Genomic DNA, 21,164 nt, shown 5'->3' on the forward strand with positions numbered 1-21,164 from the left:
CCGGTTGAGCCCGCTTTCTGCCTCCGCAAGAGCTTGACCGTAGCAACGACGGCCAGGACCACACGTCTATATTTTGGCATTCGGTGAGACCCGCTAAGACTACAAAAACCCTTTGAAACAAGCACTTTTCGTCTAGCCTGTTGCGGGGCGCTTCGGCGGGTTTCGTCAAATCTAGGGCCCGGCCCTAAGTCTTTCAGCGTCCGCACGACAAACTGAAAGCCCCAAAGCCGAGCCCTTTGGTCCCAAGCCTTGAGGAGCCGAAACCACATGGACACTACCATTATCGCCACCCCCGCTGGCAAGCGCGCCCGCCAGGGCAGCGTCAACCTGACCGACCGCCTCTGCGAGAAGCGGGTCGCCGAGCGGGTCAAAATCTACGACCGCAAATGTCCCGGCCTGTATGTCAGCATCATCCCGACAGGCGTCGCCACCTTCAATTTCAAGTTCACCGACCCTGCCACCGGTAAGCAACGGTCCAAATGGCTCGGCATCTACAATCGCGAAACCTTCACGGTCGAGCATGCCCGCACCGAGGTCTATGCCCTGAGAATGCGGATCGGCAACGGCGAGAACATCGCCGAGAGCCTGCGACAGCAGAAGACGCTCAAGGCCCGGCGAGGCAAAACCGTTGACGAGATCATCGAGGAGCGGATCGAGTGGATGCAGACGCCGGTTCGCAAGGCGGACGGCGAGATGCGGCCCCGGCTGGAAAGCTGGGAGAACACCGCGAGCCATCTGCGCCGCTTCATCGGCCCGAAGCTGGGCAGGAAGATCGCGGTCGACGTCACCCGAGGCGACATACAGGCGTTGTCGGACGACATCGTAGCGGGTCGGCACGGCGGCAAGCCGTCGGTCAGCAATGCACGTCACATGCGCAAGGCGGCGTCGGGCATGTTCCGGTGGGCGTTGCGGCGCGAGTACATCACCGCCAACCCTTGCAGTGATCTGGAGCCGCTCGACCCGGAGCATCCGCGCACCCGCGTCCTGACCGAGGACGAGATCAGGATTTTCTGGCACGGCCTCGCTGATGACGAACTGCTGGCGTCATGGGACCGGAGGACCCGGCTCGCGCTCAAGTTCGAGTTGGTCACCATGCTGCGCTCGGCCGAACTGCTCGGCGCGCACCGCAACGAACTGATCGACCTCGACGGCGAGCAGCCGCGCCTCGACGTGCCATTGAAGCGGGTCAAGAAGCGGCGAATGATCCAACAGCCGCTGTCGAGCCTCGCGGTGGAGATCATCAGGGACGCCTTGAAGGGCAACAACAAGGATTTCGTATTCGCCAGCCTGCTCGACAACAAGCCGATGTACCGCAAGGCGATGGCCGACGCGCTGCGCGGCATCAAGCGCAAGGGCAAGGTGACCATCCCCGGCATCTGCCAGCTACTCGGCCTGCGGCCTTTCACGCCGCACGACCTGCGCCGGACGGCGGCTACCTTGGCGGGTGATCTCGGCTTTGACGACGCGTGGATCGCGAAGTGTCTCGACCATGCCGCCAGCAAGAAAGCCGAGCAGATCGTGCCGACCGTCACCGGCAAGGTCTACAATCACAGCAAAAGGATGAAGGAGAAGCGCGCCGTGCTCGACGGCATCGCAGCGGAACTGCGGCGGATCATCGGGGAGCTTCCTGTGAAGCCCGTAGACCCGAAGCTGCGGCTAGTCGCGGCCTGATCAACCCAGATCGCGCAATTTGCACGATATGAGTAGCCCGGTCAGCGCGAAGCTGGCCGAGGCTTCGAACATAGGGGCCTGCGAGAGCGGCGCAGCGGCGCACGGCTTGGTTGTAGCGGTGGCCAATTGTAAGTAGAGTGCCCGCTGGGGGGCTCGTATTTCGATGGAAGCAGGTGATTACAGGAAAAGCGCCGATGCGCTCGGCGGCATATTGGACGACGCAACTCGAAGATGGCATTTCGAGAACATTTGCGGCGAGGCCGTAAACTACGAGCTGAGCGCACAATTCGGTGACGATTGCGCGGAGAAACCGGGTCTTTATGGCTTTCTCCTGAAGAGGATGGCTAAAGCCGCGTCAGATTACGCACTGCCGAACAAGGCTGATCCGCGTGATTTTGAAGAGAGTGTTTTGAATGCTGCTTTAGAGATCGTCAGATCGTTGCGGTTTGCTTTCGTCCGCTATGGCTCGGACAGCCCGTCGCCAAATTTCTGGGACAGCAATGCAAATCCGCTGGACAAAATAAGAGCAAAGCAGGTCCCTTATATCGATCGCTCACAGCTTGAAGGCGTAGTCGGTAACTACTTGGCACTCCCATATCGGTGTCAGGCTTTAGAACGTTTTCTCGTCCGCGCTCTGATTGCAATGGAGCTTTACGCCTTTGGCGATGAGATGCTCAACGAAGAGACGTTCGGACTATTTCCGGCGAGATCTCCATTGAAACAACGCCATCCGTTGCTCCGATATTTGAAGGGTCAATTCATCAACAGCGTCTTCTTCGGCGGAATTGCTGGGCTTGCACTCTGGGCAAGTTCCAGCGGATGGATCGGAGTGAATGCCGCAGAATGGATCATGGGGGTATGCGGGTTCTTGTTCTTGGCGTTTGCTTCAATGAGCACATTCGCGCTGCCATTCTGGTGGTACGCCCAAGCCATGGCGCGGCGGCGTGTACGGAAATTGCTTGCGGCAATGTCGACACTCTACAATGAACAAAGATCCGACGGACCAATTAGCGCCCAATATGTTCGGGATCGAGCAAGCGAAGCGGCTAAACAGGGTGTCATATGGCCTGCTCCACTTTTTGCTTTGCTGGATGATATTATTTCTCGCACTGGACGCTTCTAGCCGCCCATTTCGTCGCCGAAATGGAGGCCGCGCCATCTTCACTCGTGCAGGCGCGACATCGCGTCGTGCGTCTTTTATCGTATTGCCAGAAGCTGCACTCGCACCGGACTGACACGGATCGGGCACATGGAATTGAACGAGCTTTTGATGGGCAAAGGTATCGATCCGCGTGGCGTTATCGTGTTTCGGCACCGTCCCACGGAGCCAGAACTCAATAAAATCCTTCCGCTGTTAGCAGCTGACCGGCCTGATCTATTCAACGCCTACCAACAAGCGCACAGTGAGAAAGTCGAGAAGGTTTTGCTGTCCGCGAGCCATGTGGCCTCCTTCATCCGACACGGCTCCGGCAGAGCATTGTTCATCGGCGCATATGCTATCGGGAAATCAAGACCTCTTACGCAGCCCAAATTTTGGCGTATCCCGGCCAATACCGAATTGAAGAAGCTAGGAATGCGCGCGTTCGTGACGGGCCGTCGATCCAGTTGCCTGTGGTTCGACCTGAAACCGTTGGACTTCTATTCCGAATGGAGGGGCAAATTAGTAGTGGATTGGCCGCCGCCTGAGCGATCTTGGTGGCGGCGCGCCCACCGCAATAGGATGTCCATTCACGCTGTTCTCGAAGACAGCGCGCTTGATACAGCGATGCAGAAATGGAACGAGCTAGACCTTACTTGGGGCCAACTCAGTATTTTGCCAAAGCGTTGGCAGGCGAAGCTCGCCGAGTGGCGGGGCATCTACTACATTTTCGATAGCTCGGATGCGAAGGGCTACATCGGCTCCGCTTATGGGTCGGAAAATCTTTTGGGTAGGTGGCGACACTACGGGGCATCGGGGCACGGCGGGAACAGATTGCTGCGGCAGCGTGACCCAACAACTTTTCGTTTCACCATCCTCGAACTGGTTTCTCCCACTATGCCCCCCGAAGAAGTTCAATGGCTCGAAAGTAATTGGAAGGAGCGCCTGCACACTCGCCAGCCCTATGGCCTCAATGATAACTAGACCGGCATGTGCAATCTCTACAGTGTGACCACGAACCAAGAGGCGATCCGCGCTCTGTTTCGCGTGGTCAATCGCTACGTCGGCAATCTCGCCCCGATGCCCGGCGTGTTTCCGGACTATCCGGCTCCGGTGATCCGCAACAACGACGCAGGGCGCGAGATGGTCTTGATGCGGTGGGGCATGCCCCCACCACCGCGCACGGGGGGACCGCCGGTCACCAATATCCGCAACACGTCATCGCCCCATTGGCGCGGCTGGCTCAAGCCGGAGAACCGCTGCTTGGTCCCGGCGAACAGCTTTGCTGAGTATGCGCCCGAGCCGAACCCCGAGACCAAGAAGAAAGACGTCGTATGGTTCGCGATCAATGAGGACCGACCGCTGTTCGCCTTCGCGGGCATTTGGACCGAGTTCAAGGGGGATCGAGGCACCAAGTCGAAGCCGGTACCGGGGCCGCATCTCATCTATGGATTTCTGACAACTGCTCCCAACGGGGTCGTCGCGCCCATCCACCCTAAGGCAATGCCGGTGATCTTGACCACCGACGAGGAGCGCGATGTTTGGATGCGGGCTTCCTGGGATGAGGCTAAAGCTTTGCAGCGACCGCTGCCCAACGATGCGCTCCAGATCGTTGCGCGAGGGTCGGATAAGGAAGATAAGGCAACCTAAATGCAAGCCCAAGATTGGAACAAGATTAGATTTCTCGAAAGCACAACAAATCTCAAAGCAATAATCAAGCACTCGACGGGAAGAACCCCATCGACGGAAATAGCCCACGATATCGCTGCTTGTTTGCAACAAGGCAGACTGTTTTTTGAGATAGCCGCTTCTGCTCCACTCCAAGTGCAGCCATTGCAGATCTATTACGGCGTCGTTGGATTTGCCAAAGCGATCATTATCGCGCGCAACGTCCAATCAATTTCAACCATCGCACAATCTCATGGCGTGTCGGATGTATCGCAACAGGCTGCCAACATAGAGGACCTAACGCTGCAGTTCCACCGAAAGGGGCTGTTTGCTCAGTTCAACGACGTTGTGGCATCTTTGGGACGGCTGAATTATTTTCAGAATTCCATGCCCCGTTCGGAGCCAAAGCCATTCGATCCCGCCGCTGCACTGAGCGGCACGAACTGTTCCTTGAAGGAAATTCTAGCTAGAATTCCGAGCCTGCAAAGGCTCTATCAAAGAACGTTCCGCGAAGATGCTGCCTGCCTGTCGGTTAGCTTCTATCATCGGGATGATGAAGTTGAGTTGCGGATCGACGATCCTCATCTGATAGCCGACAGGGATGACCTGCGCTCGATCGTAGAAAAATGGCGTGAAAAATTTCCGTTTCTTCGACAGTGGTGCCTTTGCGAAGCTGGTCACGCGTGGAACAACACCGTCCTGCTTTTCTACAACATTGATAAGCCCGTCGAAGGTGAATTTTCCGATCAGTTCCTCGTTAGAAACGAAAATGGTTTCGTTGCGCGAGATCGAAGCCGGGCGCGCATCCCTTTTTCGTCGATATTGCCTCCTTTGGCCGGGGGCATCACCAATGATCATCCAACGGCGATCAAGCCCCTAAACGGGGTTCAATTGTCGGAGTTTGCACTACAGTTTTGCGGAGCATTCCTTTTAAGTTCTTTGGTGCGGTACCGACCACACGTTTGGCAGCACTCGCTTTCGCATTCGACGTTAGAGCGACGAACTGCAGATGACCGCGCACTTTCACTCATTGAGGCATTTTCAGGCAAGGTGCTCAGCGACTTTCCGAAGCTAGCCGAAAAATCTATTGATTGGGCAAATTCTCGGGACCTCTATGCGTAGAGGACCCCGGTCGAGCTGGGTGCGTCGCTAACTACGTCTTGCGCTGCATTAAGCAAAGTGCGGCGATCTAGCCAATTGCGCGAAATGGAATTGTCGATATGCGCAGCTTCGACTTCAGCTCGGGTTGATTGAGGATATTTAGCATCCTGTCCATCGACGCACGGGCCAGCGGTGACGAGATGCTCGGTCCAAGAATGATCCTATCAGTGATCTTGTCCAGCGATAAGTCGTCAGCCGTGAACCCCGGGATGGGTTGGACCTTGAACCTCAATTTTGGTTCAACGCCGCGAGGACCAATCCAGTAATGAAACATTGAATGGAGCTTTTGCTCCTTGTCGCGATCTGGCAAGTAAACGACCCGCCATTCTTGCTCCTCAACAAATCCCCTGTGTTTGGAGAAGAGGGCGAATATTTTAATCCGTTCAAATAGCGCGTGAGCGGCCAAATAAAGCTTTTCATCCGGGATGTTCGCGCTTGCAAGCAAGGCCTCAAACGATGCCATGGTGTTTTGGAGCCATCCCAGCCGGGCATCATTCGTTTCGTATGAAACCTTAGCGATGATCAGTGGCGAACTTCCAAGCGACGTTAGCTGAGCCGTATCGAAAACGATTGCCACTCCGTTGCCGTTTGCACCGTAGCCTCGCCACATGGACAACCGCCCATCGTCATCATCTCTCCGGTGATCGGAAAGGCAGAAAACGTAGGTATCGAAGATGTGCTCGTTGGCAAATTGGTTGAAGAAGTGGGCATACGCGTTCTTAAATTGCTGGGCGCGCTCGGGGGTCTTGCACGCATCGACCAGTTCCTGCCTGGCGAGAACCATTTCGTTGCCTTGGATCACGCCAAAGCGGACTTCTTCGATGTCGTTCATAAACAACGGGTTCGACAGCCAAATCTCATTGTTGGCGAGTATCTTTTCCAAAGTCTGGACAGTCGTGTAATGCGCCAGCAGTGGTTTTTTGGCCACGAACGTGTCCTCTGGCCGAAGATCAGCCCACAGCGGCTGAAAAATCCGGACTATCGCATCGTCGTCCATTGCTCCCCCACACCGATCATCGAGATCGCTCCTGTTGATGTTACGCGCGGCGCGCGGGGCTGTCACCCTTGTGGCAACTTGTGGTAGGTTTATGCACAGTAGAGATGGACAGAAACCGTGGCGAGCAATGACAGTTGCGCGATGCAGAGTGACCTCTGCTGTCGTAAACGAGGATCGGCATGAGCGACGTTTTCGGCAACCGACCGGAGGATTTCCTCAATCGCGGTCTCAAGGCGGCCGTCGGCACCCTGCCGGTGGTCGGCGGCCCACTGAATGAATTCCTGGCCTTCGTAATAGGTGATCCAGCGCAGGAACGGCGAGATGACTTCATGAAGGCGACATTGGAGCGATTGATTGCACTGGAGGCATCCAGCGAACGACTTCGTCCCGAGAACCTGCGAGACAACGAGCAATTTCAGGCTACGTTCATTCAAGCTGTGCGTTTGGCAACGACAACGGCGTCCGCAGAGAAGAAGAAGCTGCTGCAAAACGCGATCATCAATTCGGCTATCGGGCACGTTGATGAGACTGTCCGGATGTTGTTCATCCAAATGCTAGACGGGATCACGCCGATGCACGCGGTGTTGCTGGCATTTCTGGATAACCCGCGCGGTAATCCTGCCGCGATACGGAAGGCTGAGAGCATCTCGTTGGGTGGTGCGTTAGTGCATCTAATAGATGCAGCGTTTCCGGAAATTCAAAGCAATGGCGAGCTTTTAAACCGGGTCGTCGCCGACCTGAACGCGATGGGACTTACCACGTCGAGCGGCATACAAGTCATGATGACGGGCAGCGGTCTGCTTGAGCGTCGCTCCACCGACTTGGGACGATCGTTTTTGGCGTTTGTCAGCGACCCGGAAACGAAGTCAGTGCCTTAATGCGAGCGTCGCGCCTGTGTCACAGAAACAGATCAAGGAGGCCCTTGGCCTCATCTTTCAGGGCATCGGAATGCTCCAAGCCGAATTCTCGCACAGGCGCTTCACGATCGATGGCCGATTGATCGGCGACATAGGCGAGATCATTGCGGCGGCGGAGTTCGACATCGAGTTGGATGACGTAAGCCGAGCGGTTCACGATGGCAAAACGCGTGGTGGCCGTGGGGTGCAGATCAAAGCAACATTTCAGGATCATCTAACGTTTAAGACGACGCCCGACCTGTATCTCGGCTTCAAGCTGTTTCGGGACGGCACCCACGAGGTCATATTCAACGGGCCGGGACAAATCATCTTCGATCGTTATGCTGGCCGTGTCGGCATCGGTGAGAAGCTGCTTCGTTTTCCCAACACGGTGCTCAAGAAGCTCTCGGTAGATGTCCCGAGCGATCTTCGGGTGCCGAAAAGAACTGCCGCAGCCTCGTAGGCTACACGCCCTCAAGCGTGATCAGCATATCGAGATCACTCGTGCTCTCTTTGCGTAATTTTATGAGCGGCTGATACTCTGGCGAGTTGTACCACGCGTCGAGCGATTGCTTATCGGGGAATTCGATGATGACAACGCGCTCCGGCTCCCAGTGGCCCCCTTCGGGAAATTGATGCGCGCTGCCCTTGGTCAGATACCGCCCGCCGTATTTTTCGATCATCGGCCCAACCTTGACCCGGTACTCCTCAAATACGGCGGGCTCGGTGATGACGTGCTCAGCGATCAAGTAAGCCTTCGGCATGGCCGCTCTCCGGCATGGTCTTCGGTCAGAAGCCTATCACGGATCGGTCCTAAACGGGCTTCTACTCAAAAGGGGAAAGCCGCGAGGACCCATCGATGTTGCTTGGGTCCTTCTGAGCAAAAAAATCGACCGCAGGGACGCGCGACCGCCCGCCTTGAGAATATCTGGCGGTTCCATTTCTCGGCTTTGGTTCGCTAGGATGGCCGCCTGTGCGCGGTCGGCGGGGCCTATGGAGGACCGCGCAGGCTTGCGTAAACGGCGGTAAAGAGCTCGCAACCCATTTACCGGGGCCATAAGCCGCACAGCGGCGGATGGTGCAGCATATACCCACCCGCCGCTGCTGCGCCGCCTTGGCCTGCTCGACCGAAACCGGCGACGCATCTCGCGACCCTCACGAACCAACATGACGAACGATGCCAGCCTCGCCCGCGCCCTCGCGCGGCTCCGGCGGCGGCGCGGCCACCCATGTGATCGACAGCAAGGCGAGCACGCTGCAATCTGGCCGGAAGTCAGCGGGAAGGCCTTGCGATCTCGCTCTTTCGATCAGCAGAACCTCCTCACGTTCGAGGGCCAGCAAGTCGGCCAAGATTTGTGCCTCTCGCTCCCGCCGCTCCTGATCGCTGAGCGCCGCATCGTCGTCGGCGACCGCGTCAAGTTCGGCGCGCAGCCGCTCGATCAGTTGATCCTTGAACAGCCACGCAATGAAGGCGACGACATCGGTGAGTTGCCCGAAGGCGATAGCGCCAGGCGCCGCGCCATTGAAGATATCGCACTGGAAGCGTTCGAGCGGCCAAGCGATCGGCTCGCCATGCTCGATGCTACTGGCCGCGTCCGGTCGGCCTTGCTCGGCCAATGCTTCGACTTGAGCGATCATGGCCGCCTTGCGAACGGCGGCGGGACGGGGCGCGTGGCGGCAGCGATCGAGATCGGCAAGCAATTCGCGACCACGGCGCTGTTTGCCTGCAATCGTATCAACGATGTTTCCTTTGAACGGTGGTGGTTCGATCTCGACCATCTTGCCGACGGTCCCGGCAGGACGCGCGGCAATTGCCACCTCGATGTTGCGAAGCAGATCGCCGACGCGCTTGCCTTCTAGGGACCGCGCCTCCTTCACGGCAAGCACGCGGTCAAGATCGGCCCGTTTGTGGTCGAGCTTCTTTTGCTCGGCAACAACTTGTGGCGCGTCACTATCGAGATTGTAGCCGCCTTCGCCGCGCGGCTTTTGCAATTCCTTGATGCGAGCTTCATGCTTGAAGATTTCGATGCGCAGCGCCTGCTCTTCCTCGAAATGAGAGCGGTACAACGTGACGAGTTCTGCGCGGCGGCGTTGCAGGACCGCAACCTTTTCGCGGGCTGGCAGGGGCAGCACGTCGAGCGGGTCGCCTGCATTGATCACCATCATGCCGGGCAGCGGGCCGGAAACAATGCTGTTGCTGGCGTCGCCTGCCGGAAAGCTCGCCGCTTCGTTCCTGATCGGCGGCCGGTCGCCGCCAAAGCCGTAATGCTGATATCGATCGTGTGTCGTCATGACGGACCTCCTGATCGCAGAGATCAGAACTCGTCGCGTTTGCAACGAATACAGCCAGCTTGCTGCAAAGTCTCAAAAGCGTTGATGAGCTTCGCGGCACAGCCGGTCAACATCCTTCTCGGTGATGATCTCGGTCAGTTTCTCGAATTCGCGCGCCCGCTGCGGCGCGATCCCGGCTTCCCGGAGAACGGATTCCTTGCCCAAATCGCCGCTAGGTGGCGATTTGCTCTGATATTGCCCTGATGTACCTTCCAGCGCCTTGCTGCGCACGCCGATTTCATAATCGGCGCGCAGCCGGATCGCCGAGCAGGCGGCTTCCATCTCTTTGTCGTGACGCTGCGCCCAATAACGGCGCAACGCTTCGGCCTGATCGCGGATCGTCTTGACTTCATCGACCGCAACCGCCTGCATCAGTTCGCGGCGGCCACGGTCATAGGCCAGCATCGGGGCATCGCGGACGATCGCAGCATCACTCGCCGGGCGATCAACGGCTTTCACTACAGCACGCATGATCGCACCTAATGCGCGGTCGCGCTGTGCGGCTGTGCCAGCGCCGCGTTCATCGCGGCGGCGCGCCACAACGGCAAATCCTTCACGCCTTCGGCCGTCGCCAGCATCGACATTGACGAGCGAGCGCAGCGCCTAGTCGCACCCGGCCAAGATATCGTCAATAGTCCGTACCGCCGGGACGTGGCCGCCGCGCGTTTTCAGAATTTGCCAGAGCAGCCGCCGCCGATGATCGGCGTGGCGGCATTCGACGTCGACCCGCGCCCGCACCCACGTGGTCGCGGCATAGCGCACAAGCGCATCGTGGATACGCACCGATTGTTGGTGGCGGCAGAGATCGGCGAAGCACGTTATCGCCAACGCGCGGATCAGCCGGTCCCGCTCGGCAATGGCAGCCAACGTCTCCGGCCGCCGCTGGCCGGGTTGCGTACGCAGCATCTCGCGGAGTTTGGCTATGTCGTCCGGCGTAAGCGAAGCCAGATTGATACGGACGGGCCCGGTCATAGCGGCTCGGGAACTTCGACGCTGCTAAGCTTCGTAAGGAGCGGAAACAACGTGCTGATGAGCTTTTAACTCCGGGCGGCTTTCGGAGTGTGAGTTCGAAGCCATCTGCGACACAGAACGGGCCACTGATTGCTCCTTTTATTTGTAGCGCGACAATGTCGAGCGAATTCATCCGCTAGAGCACGAGTTTGATCGCGTGAGAGGCCGAGACGGTGTGCGCACGGCATCAATTCGGCAGCCCTGTGCTCGATAGTTGTACTCGCCAACCACTGATCAATTGTCGTCGCTGTTTCTTCGCCTTCTTCAAGACCAATGCCGCGAAGCGGCCGCCGAACGAAGCGAGGCGGAATGATAGGTGTTGAACTAGGTGTTCCATTAAGGTGTTTGTCGGCCACCGGTGGCTGAACGTGTTCCGCCACGGGTGACGGATCGCAATGCTGGGATTGACCGATCTGGGATGGTTGATTGTTTTTCCGTTCCGCCACGGGTGGCATATCGTTGCGATAGTCCCGTTCCGCCACGGATGGCGCAACGCGACGTGCCCCCTTGCGGCTCTTGGTATCGGCATTCCGCTGCGATTTGAGGCGAGCTAATCGGTCGTTCATCGCCACTATGTGATCGCTCCTCACGCGGTAGACATTCGCGCCGCCAGTGCGTCTCCAATCGACCCAACCATGTTTCCGAAGTGGTCCGCGCCCCCTAATTATCCCGCGTTCGGGAATTGCGGTCTCATCGCTGATCGAACGATCGGAAAGGATCGCCTCGCCGGAGTGCTGATTGATGTGGCTAAGAATGCAGTTACCGATCACTTTGGCGCGCGCATCGAGACGAGGATCAGCAGCCAGAGCGCTCATCCAATCGAACTTGAAACTCGCGAAAGACCTACGGGCAATTTCGCTGTGATGGGCTTGCGCGCCGTCGGGGCGCGCGATAGCTTTGCCGATGTCGGCCATTTTCGATCTCCATCGATGGTTGACGAATTGAAGGAAGTGCCCGCGCGCGGTGGCGGACCGCAGCGCGGGTTTTCTTTAGGATGGTGCGTGCGAGGCTGGCGGAGACAGCGATGTTCGGACAGGAACGAGCGTCGGCGGCACTGATCCTGCCGATGTAATCCTGCCACGCCTTTGCACTGTCGATTGCAACGACTGCGTTGCTCACGGCGCGCGCTCCGCTATTGGACGGGCGCGCTGGCTGCTCCCATCGCGCTCACGGTGGTCGCGCACCGGAGCGGCGGATCACTCAACGAGGCGAGATCGGCCTTCTCGATCTTGCTGAGGACCTTCCATGCTATTTTGACATCAAAGTCATTCGTCGCAGCGGCTGATTTTGCCATCGGGCTTCCCTTTGCGTTCGGCACGGCCCGGCGAATAGGGAAATGATCGCCGGACCGCGCGTGGTGGCAACGGGAAGCCGATCAGGCATGACCGCGCGGGGTCGTGAACAGCATGCGATGATGTGGGCACGATGGCGAACCTCTCATGATGAGCGCGCGGCGCGAGTTCATGCAGCCCCATGTCGTAAAGGTGGCTCAGATTTTTGCGCGTGTCATGCGTAAACTGCGATCTATGTTGGCCAATTGCGTAAATCGAAGCTTTTCAAATTCTTCGTCATGCGGCACCGCTGTTGGCACTGGCTGCAAGTTCCTCTGTCGGCTTTTTTTTGAGCGGACATATTGACTGTGCTGGCGAAGCAGATTGAGAATTTATGGGTTGAAGGGCGATTGCAGCCAGCATCAGCCGGTGCCACGGCGTCACTGCTCGCAGCTTCGTCTCAGCGGGCGGCACCACCAAACGGTAGACATTGACGATAGACCCCGGCGCATCACTTCCGGGGAAAGGGAAGGCCATACTCTTGCGCGGAATAGCGCACGGATCATCGTCGCTGATCTTACGGACAAGTCGACGCGCACGCTGCGAGAGATGGTGAAGGCAGATGACGCCGACAATGTTGGCGTGCTGCAGGCGAAGGTCGCGAAGGTGGCACGATCCTCGCCGCAATGGCGAAGACCGAGAAGTCGAAGCAAGATCAATGATGGGAGTTTGCGTGATGATTGCAGCAGCGCGGCCAGGAGCCGAGCCCGGCGATGCGACCGACGAGAAATCCGAACCTCAGCGTATGTTGGCAGAGGCGGAGCTTTTGAAGCTCGTCCCGATTTCGCGAGCAACGCTTTTCAGGCTGATGCGGGAGGGCAAATTTCCTCGTGGCACTTTCATTTCGCAGAACCGGCGGGTGTGGCTTGCGAGCGAGGTTGCCCGCTGGCAGCGCGAGGTTAACGCATATGATCCGCGCCGTCGCAGAGGCAAGGGGCGCGGCCGCTGTCTTACTCCATCATGAAGCTTTTCGACCCCAAAACGAAGATCGGTGCACTGCGCAAGGGTTGTGTTCGACCTACTAAAAGAGCATGAGGCCGCAGGCGAGGATGGCCTGCCGACGAACGCGCGGTTCCTGTTCTACGAACTGGTGCAGCGTGGTGTGCTGCAGAAGCACGACCCCGACAAGAAAAGCGGCCGACGCGCAGATAGTGACCTACACGCAGCGCTGACCGATCTGCGCTAGAGCGTGTCCATGAACGCGAGGAGCAACAGCGGCAAGAGGTCATAGGCGTATTGGCCGAGATCGATGAACTATGACCTTCATAGTGAAACTTGGGGCCTATTAGGGCCCGCCTGGTCCGGGCGGGCCTTTATCTTGATCGGTCTACGTCAGCCAACCCATTGGCTTTGTTGCGTTTTATCCGTTCTTTGGATAGCCGAAAAGGACCTTGCAGCAAGGACCACACGGTTTCGCCGTACGCACGTTCGTTTGTTCACCGCATTGTCTCCCGGCCTTGTCGACGTTACCGGAAGAATGCTGGCGAGGCGAACTTTCAGCGCCGTCCGTCCGCGCGAAGCCTCGGGCTCACGGAGAGCAATCCGCCCTGCCCGCACCTCTCGCGCCCGACGCTGCCGCGTCCACCGCAACCCGGTCCGCGTTTCGAACGACTCGCGAACCGCCCCTCTTCCTCGGACCGGGCTGGTTCGATATATGCCGCAATTCCGAATTTCGGTAAAGTGGAATATTTTTGTGGAGAGGGATTGACACACTTTCGTTAGCGCGCGGTATTTCGCTCGACAGGCCGCTGTAGGATGGGTAGAGCGAAAGAGGCTGGGCAAGTATCCAATGCATCTTCAATGCTGTAGAAAATTATCCGTTGTTGTACGAGGAGGCAGTCAGGAAATTCCATCAAAGTCGCCTTGGGCCCACGCGATAAGAACGATGTTCTACGACGCGGCCGCCGCAATGAATACTTGCCCAGCCTCGAAAGCGAAACCCATCAAACTTTTCCCGTACCGACGACTGGCGATGGGTTTCGCAAGGGCTCTACCCTGCGGGCTGCGACCAATCGAGCGCAAGGACGTCACGATCGCCCGCGCGGCATTGGACCAGTTCAATTCGCGCGCTGCCGTTCGAACGAAGATCAGTACTTCCCGACGAGCGGGCCACCCCAACGGTAGCTCAGGCGAACCAGGCCGATGTCGACGTCCTGGCCAATACGGGCGCTTCCTGCAAAAGCGCCGGCCGGAGTGCCCACGATTCCGGTTGAGAAGAAGTCCACGTCCCGATGGCCCATGAACAGGTGGTCGTACTCGACACCGACCGACCAGTTCGGGGCGAAGCCAAATTCAAGGCCCGCTCCTACCGTGCCGCCCCAGCGGGTTTCGCTGCCGTCATTGAGCGTCAGGCCGGTCGCAAAATCGAAAACCCGGTACTTGTCGCGGACGACCGCGGCGCCACCTTTCACGTAGAGCAGCACGTTATTCCAGGCATAGCCAACCTGGCCCGTGAACAGGCCGAACGCATCGATTTTGGTCTCATTCTGGACCCCTGCGAAAGCGAGGTTGGCGTTGGAGCCCTTGAAATCGGCCCAGTTGCCCTGCGCCTCCACGCCGAACACCCAGTTCGCCGTCTGCCAGCGGTAGCCGATCTGACCGCCGACCGTGCCCCCTGTTGCATCGTGGCACCCCATGGGAACGGGCGGAGCGACGACCACGCCGCCGGTATTGACAAGGTCCCAGCACTTATGGGCGGAGCCGCCGCCGCCATTGATGCCGATGTAGAAGCCGCTCCAGTCATAGATCGGAGCGACCGTTGGAGGAGGCGCTTTGGTGTACGGCCGCGCCGCCAGATCAGCGGCCGAGGCAGGAACGGCGAGCGCGACGAGGGCAACCGTGCCCAGCAAGACCTTCTTTATCATGTTGACCCCGAATCGAATTTACGCGGAGCCCCATGGGTCGAGCGAAGATGCGCCTTCACGCCACCGCCGCATCCGGCACGTTCGCCGCTTCCATCGCCTGCTTGCCGCGGAGCAAATCCGAGGCGCGGTCGGCGATCATCATCGTCGCGGCGTTGAGGTTCGCCGAGATCATCCGCGGCATCACCGAGGCGTCGATGACACGCAGGCCTTCGAGGCCGTGGACGCGGAGCTGATCATCGACCACCGCCCAGGTGGAATCCGCCGGGCCCATGCGGCAGGTGCAGCCGGGGTGGAAGGTGGTGGTGCCGCGTTCGGTCGCGGCGGCCAGAAACTCGTCGTCTGTGTTGATGTTGGGGCCGGGGAAATCCTCGTAGGCGTAATAGGGCGACAAGGGCGCGGACTTCAGGAGCCTGCGCGCGAGCTTCATGCCGCCGACGATGACGCGGCGGTCGAGTTCGGCGTCGAGATAGTTGGTCTGGATGATCGGCGGCGCGAACGGATCAGCTGAGCGGATGCGGACATAGCCGCGGCTCTCGGGGCGCTGCTGCCAGGACGCGACCGTCATGCCGGGCTGGTCCTCGAGCTGACCCTGCACGCCTTCCTTGTAGCTTGCCGGCGTGAAGGTGAGCTGGAGGTCGGAGCTGTCCGCGCTCTCGCCGGAGTGCCAGAAGCAGTAGACCATGGTCGGCGACAGCGAGAGCAGGCCGCCGCGCGTCGTCGCCCATTTCAGCGCCTCGACCCAGAGCGACAGACCGCGGCGAAGTTCGTTGATCGTCTTGATGTCCTTGACCCGCGCCACGGTGCGCGGCGCGTAATGATCCTGGAGGCCCTCACCGACCGGCAGCGCGTGACGCACCTGGATGCCATGGGCCTGGAGCAGGTCCGGCGAGCCGACGCCGGAGAGCTGAAGCAGCTGCGGCGAATTATAGGTACCGCCCGAGAGGATCACTTCCTTGTTGGCGCGGACCTCGACCGGCGTGCCGCCGCGGCCGCCCTTCATGTAGCGCACGCCGACGGCGCGCTTGCCCTCGAAAATGATCTCGGTCGCATGCGCATGCGTGCGCACATGCACATTGGGCCGCTTCATCGCGGGCTTGAGGAACGCGGTCGAGCCGGAGACGCGCAGGCCCTTGTCGATGGTGCGCTGGCAGTAGGAGACGCCTTCCTGGGTCTTGCCGTTGTAGTCGGGGTTACGCGGGATGCCGAGCCTCACCGCGCCTTCCATAAAGGCTTCGCAGAGCGGATCGCGCCACTCCATCGTGGTGACGGTGAGGTTGCCGTCGCGGCCGCGATAGGTGTCCTCGCCCTCGCCGACCCGCTTCTCCAATCGCTTGAAGTAGGGCAGCACGTCGGCATAGCCCCAGCCGCGATTGCCCATCTGCGCCCATGTGTCGAAATCCATGTGCTGGCCGCGGTTGTAGATGTGGCCGTTGATCGAGGACGAGCCGCCGAGCGTCTTGCCGCGCGGCGCGTAGATGCTGCGCCCGCCAGTCCAGGGCCCGACCTCCTGCTGGTAGGCCCAGTTGATGCTCTTCATGTGGAAGGTCTTGATGAAACCCGCCGGCAGATGGATGTAGGGATGCCAGTCGCTGGGCCCGGCCTCGAGCACGCAGACGCTGGTGTTGGGATCTTCGCTCAGCCGGCTGGTAAGCACGCAACCCGCCGAGCCCGCGCCGACGATCACATAGTCGAATCTATCCATGGTGCCTCGGCCGTCGCTCAGCGCGGCTTGTCGTTGAGTTGATAATTCAAATGCGTTTGCACCGTCGGCCATTCGGCGGCGGTGATGCTGTAGACGACGGTGTCGCGCAGCGTGCCGTTCGGCGCGACCTGATGGCTGCGCAAAATGCCGTCCTGCTTGGCGCCGAGGCGCTCGATGGCACGGCGGCTCTGTTGATTGAAGAAGTGCGTGCGGAACTCGACCGCGATGCAGCTCAAGGTCTCAAAGGCGTGCGTGAGCAGCAAGAGCTTGCACTGCGTGTTGAGCGGCCCGCGCTGCGCGCTCTTGCCATACCAGGTCGAGCCGATCTCGACGCGGCGGTTGGCGGCATCGATGTTCATGTAGGTTGTCATGCCGACAATCTTGCCGCCGCCGTCGAACACCGTGAACGGGAGCATCGAGCCCGTGGTCTGAAGGCCGAGCCGGCGGTCGATTTCCTTCGCCATTTTTTCCGGCGTCGGGATCGCGGTGTACCAAATCGTATAGAGCTCGCCGTCCTTCACGGCCTCCACCAGCCCCTCGCTGTGCTGATGCGACAGCGGTTCGAGACGGGCGTGCTGTCCGCGCAGGGTGATGGGATCAGGCCAGGGCATTCTATCGTTCCTCATGATTGTCATTCCGGGGCGGCTCGAAGAGCCGAACCCGGAATCTCGAGATCCCGGGCTCGATGCTTCGCATCGCCCCGGAGTGACGATCGCGTTATACGCGATCGTCACTTATTCAAAAAATTCAACGGCAATCCGCCGCGCGGCCAGTCCATGGCTATCAGTTCGCCCTTGCCGGACAGCGTAATGTAGGCGGTCTTGAGCTCGGGGCCGCCGAAGGCGATGTTGGTGGTGACGCGGTCGCCGGTCGGAACCTGCTCGACCAGCGTGCCGTCAGGCGCGATCACCGAGATGCAGCCGGAGACGAGGGTCGCAACGCAGACATTGCCGTTGGCTTCCACCGCAAGCGAATCGAACATCTGGTAACCGCCGAGACCGCAGATCGGCTTTCCCCGCTCGCCGCGATAGATCACGTCGCGGGGCTTGAGCGTGCCGGGCGCCGAGAGTTCGTAGGCCCAGAGCCGCCCCGTGGGCGTCTCCGCGATGTAGACGGTGTTTTCGTCCGGCGACAGCCCGATGCCGTTCGCCGGCAGCACCCCATGCACGACTTCCACGATCTCCTTCATGCCGGGCTTGAGGTAATACATGCCGCCGACGTCCATCTCGCGCGCGCGGCGTTTTCCCAGATCGGAGAACCAGAGGCCGCCCTGCTTGTCGAAGACGAGATCATTCGGCCCGCGCAGATCGTGCTCGCCGCACTTCGTTACGACGGTTTCGATCTTGCCGGATTGCAGATCGACGCGCTGGATCGAGCCGCCGAGGTAATCGTCCGGCTGCGGTCCCGGCATGATCATGTTGCGGGTCGGAATCCAGGAAAAACCGCCATTATTGCAGATGTAGATCTTGCCGTCGGGACCGAGGGCTGCGCCGTTCGGGCCACCCGGAACCTTGGCCACGATCTCCTTGCGGCCATCGGGATAAACGCGGGTCAGGCGCTGGCCACGGATCTCCACCAGCACCACCGAGCCGTCCGGCATCACGACCGGCCCTTCGGGAAATTCAAGGTCGGTGGCGAGAACACGGACGTTGGACATTTTTGGACCTCCCGGCTGCTTGTTATGCCTTACCTGGGATGTCCGGCACGGGGCCCCGCAGGCAAGATTTGCCAGCGGTTATGGCAAAGTCGCCTAGGCTTGCCAAGCAAGCGGGAGGGTATGCCAGCGTTGCGCTACTCCCGCACCGGCAAAGGCGCACTTGCGCCGTGCCCACCATTGATCCGCATTCGTCGCGAGACGTGGTGGGCATGCTTCGCTTTGCCCACGCTACCTGTCCTTCGCAGGCTGTGCGTCCTGCTTCTTCTTCAAATCCTCCGCCAACTTCGCCTGCGCGGCCTGGAGATCGCCGAGCGTCTTCTGCAAGCCGGCGACGCTCGTCTTTAACGCGTCGATCTGGCGATTGGCCGCATCCAGCTTCTGCTGGTGATCGAGCGTGAGCTTCGTGATCGTCTTCTGAAGGAGATCCACATTGCTCTGGAGACAGCTCGTGCGCCGCTCCATGGTCTTCTCGACCGTGCAGATCTCGATGCCCGGCACGTCCTGAGCGCGGAGTGGCAGAGGCGCCAACGTGGCGAGCAGCAATATCGCGAAACACAGGCTGGCGCTCCGGGGCGGCATGGTTCCTCATTCCAATATCGATCACGGCAAATTGCGCGGCACGCGCATCGCTTGCCGCGTCAGGCTACCATACTGGCACCGCATTCTCGCGTTGAGCTTGCCGTGTTCCCCCGGGACGGGGAGCAATGATCCGGACGCGGAAGAAGTGGGCGCTCTTTCCGCGGCTTTGTTTAGGGGAGATTTTTGGAATGGCAACGCGCGACAGACGTCTGGCGGAATTCGATGGCGCCGGAGAACCACCACCCGGCCTGCCGGTCGAAGTGCTTTGCGAGGACCATAGCGGAACGTATCAACTGCCGTTCGCCTGTCGCTATGTTGCGGGCCGATGGCAGAACGACGCGGCTGGCGTCGCGGTGGAAGCGACCGTGATCGGCTGGCGCCTGCCGCGCATGAAGCATAGCGGGGCGGCCTGATAGGCCGCGTCTGTCTTAAAATGCAACGGCGCCGCGCGCCGCCTTAACCTTCGGAACGCGGCCCGAACGAATCACGTCCGAATCAGCCGTGAAGCTCTGTCCACGCCTGTTCACGGCTAGATGTCGAGGCCGACCCGCACGATCGTACCATATCTGCGAAACGCGCGAGCTGGCTCCGGCCCGCGGCCGAGAACAAACGTTAATTCCTGAAACGGCGCGGCGCCTTCACTTCCAGGGCGTCACCGGCGGCACGTTCTCGATCGCCGGCGGCATGTCGACCGTCTTGAAGTCGGCCGGGCTGACGATCTCCATGTATTCCATGTCGGACGAGTAATCGTAGAGATAGTGCGTGATGCCCGGGCGCTGATGCACGACGTCGCCGGCCTCGACCAGGGTCGGCTTGTCCTCGTACATGAAGCGCGCCCAGCCCTTCAGCATCACCACGATCTGGAATTCGCAATCGTGGCGATGCCAGCCGGTGCCGTCCACCGGCGGGCAATCCGGGTTGGCCTTGACGAGATGGCAGATCACCTGCCCGCCGGTTGCGTCGGCAATGCCGAGATCACGATAGAGGAAGAAGTCGCGCAGGCCCCCGCCGCCGTAATCAGTGTCGGCGGGTTTGACGTGGGAGAATTTCTTGACGTCCGAATGCTGGTTCATGACGGCCTCCACTGATGTGCATCTGCGTGCGCTCCGCGTCGGCGTCTAAATTGTCGGCAGCGTCCGTCCGTCGCGTTCGCAGCCTGTTGTGCTATGCGAAAATCCTGCCAGCGCCGCTGCAATGCAGCGAAGGGTTGCGTGGCTCATCGTGAAGTGGCTGGCCTGCCGCAGGAATTCCTAAGGTCGCACCACTTCAGTGCGAGCGGATCGTCCGCGATGCAGCCTCGCGTCCTGACGGGAAGTTAAGCAAATGCTGCTCAACGGCGGCCCTCACCCCTCGCCGCCGAAACAGGCAGGGCTTCGCGCGCCTGCCTAATATTCGACCTCGAGCTCCTCGATCTCGGCCGGCTCCTCCTTCGCCGCCGCGACCCATTCCGTCATCTCGGGCATGGCCATGATGGTATCAGCATAGGCCTGGAGCCGCGGCTCGAGCTTGACGTTATAGGTCACGAAGCGCGTCACCACGGGCGCGTACATCGCATCCGCCATGGTGCGCTTCTCACCGAACAGGAACGGACCGCCCGACTTCTCCAGGCAGTCGCGCCAGATCGCCCAAACCCGGTCGATGTCGGCCTGCGCGCGCGACCAGATCTTGAAGCCGGGGAAATGCCCTTTCAGATTGACCGGCAAGGAGGCGCGCAGCGTGGTGAAGCCGGAATGGATTTCGCCGCAGATCGAGCGGCAATGCGCGCGCTGGACGCGATCGGCCGGCAATAGCCCAGCCTCCGGCATCGCCTCGTTGAGATATTCGGCGATGGCCAGCGTGTCCCAGACCGTGGCGCCGTCGTGCCGCAGGCACGGCACCAGGATCGAGGACGACAGCAGGAGAATCTCGGCCCGTGCGGATGCGTCGTCCGGCGCGGTCACGATCTCCTCGAAATCGAGCCCGGAAAACTTCGTCAGCAGCCAGCCGCGCAGTGACCAGGACGAATAGTTCTTGCTGCTGATGGTCAGTGTCGCTTTCGCCATATGGCCCCTTCTCTCACGTCTGATACCGGCACCCCTCCCGGCCCGCGGGCGTGCCCATTACCTGTGCTTCCCGTGTGTTCACCCCGCTTGAGGAGCAAGCGATGTGCCAGTTTTCC

At 59.9% G+C, this 21,164-nt stretch carries 23 protein-coding genes; 10 read left to right on the forward strand and 13 right to left on the reverse strand.

Annotated elements, in window-relative coordinates:
• Nucleotides 1-267: 267 nt before the first annotated feature.
• The 5 genes from IVB18_RS26795 to IVB18_RS26815 all read left to right on the forward strand — a co-directional run bounded on the left by IVB18_RS26795 (nt 268) and on the right by IVB18_RS26815 (nt 5,599).
• Nucleotides 268-1,671: a site-specific integrase gene (locus tag IVB18_RS26795; RefSeq protein WP_247983423.1), complete on the forward strand. Its 1,404-nt coding sequence runs from the start codon at nt 268-270 to the stop codon at nt 1,669-1,671.
• 163 nt (nt 1,672-1,834) lie between these two features.
• Nucleotides 1,835-2,794, forward strand: coding sequence for a hypothetical protein (locus IVB18_RS26800; RefSeq protein WP_247983424.1), 960 nt, complete (start codon nt 1,835-1,837; stop codon nt 2,792-2,794).
• Between the two features lie 126 nt (nt 2,795-2,920).
• The gene (locus IVB18_RS26805) at nt 2,921-3,793 is read left to right on the forward strand and encodes a GIY-YIG nuclease family protein (protein ID WP_247983425.1); all 873 of its coding nucleotides are present in this window, start codon (nt 2,921-2,923) and stop codon (nt 3,791-3,793) included.
• 6 nt (nt 3,794-3,799) lie between these two features.
• The gene (locus tag IVB18_RS26810; protein ID WP_247983426.1) at nt 3,800-4,459 is read left to right on the forward strand and encodes an SOS response-associated peptidase; all 660 of its coding nucleotides are present in this window, start codon (nt 3,800-3,802) and stop codon (nt 4,457-4,459) included.
• Nucleotides 4,460-5,599, forward strand: coding sequence for a YaaC family protein (locus IVB18_RS26815; protein WP_247983427.1), 1,140 nt, complete (start codon nt 4,460-4,462; stop codon nt 5,597-5,599).
• A gap of 67 nt (nt 5,600-5,666) precedes the next feature.
• On the opposite strand, the gene IVB18_RS26820 is transcribed toward IVB18_RS26815, so the two are convergent.
• Nucleotides 5,667-6,635, reverse strand: a complete 969-nt coding sequence (locus IVB18_RS26820; RefSeq protein WP_247983428.1) for a DUF2971 domain-containing protein — start codon at nt 6,633-6,635, stop codon at nt 5,667-5,669.
• Nucleotides 6,636-6,814: 179 nt separating this feature from the next.
• Here IVB18_RS26820 and IVB18_RS26825 point away from each other — a divergent pair, with 179 nt between their 5' ends.
• Entirely contained in the window at nt 6,815-7,513 is a 699-nt protein-coding gene (locus tag IVB18_RS26825) for a hypothetical protein (RefSeq protein ID WP_247983429.1), read from the forward strand.
• Between the two features lie 16 nt (nt 7,514-7,529).
• Nucleotides 7,530-7,994 (forward strand): hypothetical protein, encoded by a 465-nt coding sequence (locus IVB18_RS26830; protein WP_247983430.1) that lies wholly within the window; start codon nt 7,530-7,532, stop codon nt 7,992-7,994.
• 1 nt (nt 7,995) lies between these two features.
• Here the strand turns inward: IVB18_RS26830 and IVB18_RS26835 are convergent, their stop codons facing one another.
• The 5 genes from IVB18_RS26835 to IVB18_RS26855 form a co-directional block, all read right to left on the reverse strand.
• Nucleotides 7,996-8,295: a DUF1330 domain-containing protein gene (locus IVB18_RS26835; RefSeq protein WP_247983431.1), complete on the reverse strand. Its 300-nt coding sequence runs from the start codon at nt 8,293-8,295 to the stop codon at nt 7,996-7,998.
• A 391-nt stretch (nt 8,296-8,686) separates the two neighbouring features.
• Nucleotides 8,687-9,823 (reverse strand): hypothetical protein, encoded by a 1,137-nt coding sequence (locus IVB18_RS26840; RefSeq protein WP_247983432.1) that lies wholly within the window; start codon nt 9,821-9,823, stop codon nt 8,687-8,689.
• A gap of 72 nt (nt 9,824-9,895) precedes the next feature.
• A complete protein-coding gene (locus IVB18_RS26845; protein WP_247983433.1) occupies nt 9,896-10,402 on the reverse strand; it encodes a hypothetical protein in 507 nt (168 codons plus the stop codon).
• A gap of 63 nt (nt 10,403-10,465) precedes the next feature.
• Nucleotides 10,466-10,834 (reverse strand): hypothetical protein, encoded by a 369-nt coding sequence (locus IVB18_RS26850; RefSeq protein ID WP_247983434.1) that lies wholly within the window; start codon nt 10,832-10,834, stop codon nt 10,466-10,468.
• Nucleotides 10,835-10,899: 65 nt separating this feature from the next.
• Nucleotides 10,900-11,787 carry a hypothetical protein gene (locus IVB18_RS26855; protein WP_247983435.1) on the reverse strand — a complete coding sequence of 296 codons (888 nt, stop codon included), beginning with the start codon at nt 11,785-11,787 and terminating at the stop codon, nt 10,900-10,902.
• Between the two features lie 1,093 nt (nt 11,788-12,880).
• On the opposite strand from IVB18_RS26855, the gene IVB18_RS26860 reads away from it, so the two are divergent.
• Entirely contained in the window at nt 12,881-13,168 is a 288-nt protein-coding gene (locus IVB18_RS26860; protein ID WP_247983436.1) for an AlpA family phage regulatory protein, read from the forward strand.
• A gap of 45 nt (nt 13,169-13,213) precedes the next feature.
• Nucleotides 13,214-13,390 carry a hypothetical protein gene (locus tag IVB18_RS26865; protein ID WP_247983437.1) on the forward strand — a complete coding sequence of 59 codons (177 nt, stop codon included), beginning with the start codon at nt 13,214-13,216 and terminating at the stop codon, nt 13,388-13,390.
• 901 nt (nt 13,391-14,291) lie between these two features.
• Here the strand turns inward: IVB18_RS26865 and IVB18_RS26870 are convergent.
• From IVB18_RS26870 to IVB18_RS26890, 5 genes are all read right to left on the reverse strand, one after another.
• Nucleotides 14,292-15,068, reverse strand: a complete 777-nt coding sequence (locus IVB18_RS26870; RefSeq protein WP_247983438.1) for an outer membrane beta-barrel protein — start codon at nt 15,066-15,068, stop codon at nt 14,292-14,294.
• Between the two features lie 55 nt (nt 15,069-15,123).
• Nucleotides 15,124-16,770, reverse strand: coding sequence for a GMC family oxidoreductase N-terminal domain-containing protein (locus IVB18_RS26875; protein WP_247983439.1), 1,647 nt, complete (start codon nt 16,768-16,770; stop codon nt 15,124-15,126).
• 17 nt (nt 16,771-16,787) lie between these two features.
• Nucleotides 16,788-17,381 (reverse strand): GNAT family protein, encoded by a 594-nt coding sequence (locus IVB18_RS26880; RefSeq protein WP_247991739.1) that lies wholly within the window; start codon nt 17,379-17,381, stop codon nt 16,788-16,790.
• A gap of 119 nt (nt 17,382-17,500) precedes the next feature.
• Complete coding sequence (locus IVB18_RS26885; protein WP_247983440.1) at nt 17,501-18,427, reverse strand: SMP-30/gluconolactonase/LRE family protein; 927 nt, start codon at nt 18,425-18,427, stop codon at nt 17,501-17,503.
• A gap of 228 nt (nt 18,428-18,655) precedes the next feature.
• Nucleotides 18,656-19,006 carry a hypothetical protein gene (locus tag IVB18_RS26890; protein WP_247983441.1) on the reverse strand — a complete coding sequence of 117 codons (351 nt, stop codon included), beginning with the start codon at nt 19,004-19,006 and terminating at the stop codon, nt 18,656-18,658.
• 188 nt (nt 19,007-19,194) lie between these two features.
• Between IVB18_RS26890 and IVB18_RS26895 the strand changes: the two genes are divergently transcribed.
• Entirely contained in the window at nt 19,195-19,419 is a 225-nt protein-coding gene (locus tag IVB18_RS26895) for a hypothetical protein (RefSeq protein ID WP_247983442.1), read from the forward strand.
• 225 nt (nt 19,420-19,644) lie between these two features.
• On the opposite strand, the gene IVB18_RS26900 is transcribed toward IVB18_RS26895, so the two are convergent.
• Both IVB18_RS26900 and IVB18_RS26905 read right to left on the reverse strand, forming a co-directional pair.
• Nucleotides 19,645-20,079 (reverse strand): cupin domain-containing protein, encoded by a 435-nt coding sequence (locus IVB18_RS26900; protein ID WP_247983443.1) that lies wholly within the window; start codon nt 20,077-20,079, stop codon nt 19,645-19,647.
• 312 nt (nt 20,080-20,391) lie between these two features.
• On the reverse strand, nt 20,392-21,048 hold the full coding sequence (locus tag IVB18_RS26905) for a glutathione S-transferase family protein (protein ID WP_247983444.1): 657 nt from the start codon (nt 21,046-21,048) through the stop codon (nt 20,392-20,394).
• Nucleotides 21,049-21,164 lie beyond the last annotated feature (116 nt).

Origin of the sequence: Bradyrhizobium sp. 186, assembly GCF_023101685.1 — a bacterium.
Lineage (GTDB): Bacteria > Pseudomonadota > Alphaproteobacteria > Rhizobiales > Xanthobacteraceae > Bradyrhizobium.

What these genes read in the sequence shown, in the direction of transcription:
- IVB18_RS26825 (WP_247983429.1), top strand. Translation starts at nt 6,815, where the DNA reads ATGAGCGACGTTTTCGGCAACCGACCGGAGGATTTCCTCAATCGCGGT.
- IVB18_RS26800 (WP_247983424.1), top strand. Translation starts at nt 1,835, where the DNA reads ATGGAAGCAGGTGATTACAGGAAAAGCGCCGATGCGCTCGGCGGCATA.
- IVB18_RS26880 (WP_247991739.1), bottom strand. Translation starts at nt 17,381, where the DNA reads ATGCCCTGGCCTGATCCCATCACCCTGCGCGGACAGCACGCCCGTCTC.
- IVB18_RS26815 (WP_247983427.1), top strand. Translation starts at nt 4,460, where the DNA reads ATGCAAGCCCAAGATTGGAACAAGATTAGATTTCTCGAAAGCACAACA.
- IVB18_RS26855 (WP_247983435.1), bottom strand. Translation starts at nt 11,787, where the DNA reads ATGGCCGACATCGGCAAAGCTATCGCGCGCCCCGACGGCGCGCAAGCC.
- IVB18_RS26900 (WP_247983443.1), bottom strand. Translation starts at nt 20,079, where the DNA reads ATGAACCAGCATTCGGACGTCAAGAAATTCTCCCACGTCAAACCCGCC.
- IVB18_RS26840 (WP_247983432.1), bottom strand. Translation starts at nt 9,823, where the DNA reads ATGACGACACACGATCGATATCAGCATTACGGCTTTGGCGGCGACCGG.
- IVB18_RS26870 (WP_247983438.1), bottom strand. Translation starts at nt 15,068, where the DNA reads ATGATAAAGAAGGTCTTGCTGGGCACGGTTGCCCTCGTCGCGCTCGCC.
- IVB18_RS26795 (WP_247983423.1), top strand. Translation starts at nt 268, where the DNA reads ATGGACACTACCATTATCGCCACCCCCGCTGGCAAGCGCGCCCGCCAG.
- IVB18_RS26810 (WP_247983426.1), top strand. Translation starts at nt 3,800, where the DNA reads ATGTGCAATCTCTACAGTGTGACCACGAACCAAGAGGCGATCCGCGCT.
- IVB18_RS26885 (WP_247983440.1), bottom strand. Translation starts at nt 18,427, where the DNA reads ATGTCCAACGTCCGTGTTCTCGCCACCGACCTTGAATTTCCCGAAGGG.
- IVB18_RS26905 (WP_247983444.1), bottom strand. Translation starts at nt 21,048, where the DNA reads ATGGCGAAAGCGACACTGACCATCAGCAGCAAGAACTATTCGTCCTGG.
- IVB18_RS26805 (WP_247983425.1), top strand. Translation starts at nt 2,921, where the DNA reads ATGGAATTGAACGAGCTTTTGATGGGCAAAGGTATCGATCCGCGTGGC.
- IVB18_RS26850 (WP_247983434.1), bottom strand. Translation starts at nt 10,834, where the DNA reads ATGACCGGGCCCGTCCGTATCAATCTGGCTTCGCTTACGCCGGACGAC.
- IVB18_RS26860 (WP_247983436.1), top strand. Translation starts at nt 12,881, where the DNA reads ATGATTGCAGCAGCGCGGCCAGGAGCCGAGCCCGGCGATGCGACCGAC.
- IVB18_RS26820 (WP_247983428.1), bottom strand. Translation starts at nt 6,635, where the DNA reads ATGGACGACGATGCGATAGTCCGGATTTTTCAGCCGCTGTGGGCTGAT.
- IVB18_RS26895 (WP_247983442.1), top strand. Translation starts at nt 19,195, where the DNA reads ATGGCAACGCGCGACAGACGTCTGGCGGAATTCGATGGCGCCGGAGAA.
- IVB18_RS26835 (WP_247983431.1), bottom strand. Translation starts at nt 8,295, where the DNA reads ATGCCGAAGGCTTACTTGATCGCTGAGCACGTCATCACCGAGCCCGCC.
- IVB18_RS26875 (WP_247983439.1), bottom strand. Translation starts at nt 16,770, where the DNA reads ATGGATAGATTCGACTATGTGATCGTCGGCGCGGGCTCGGCGGGTTGC.
- IVB18_RS26890 (WP_247983441.1), bottom strand. Translation starts at nt 19,006, where the DNA reads ATGCCGCCCCGGAGCGCCAGCCTGTGTTTCGCGATATTGCTGCTCGCC.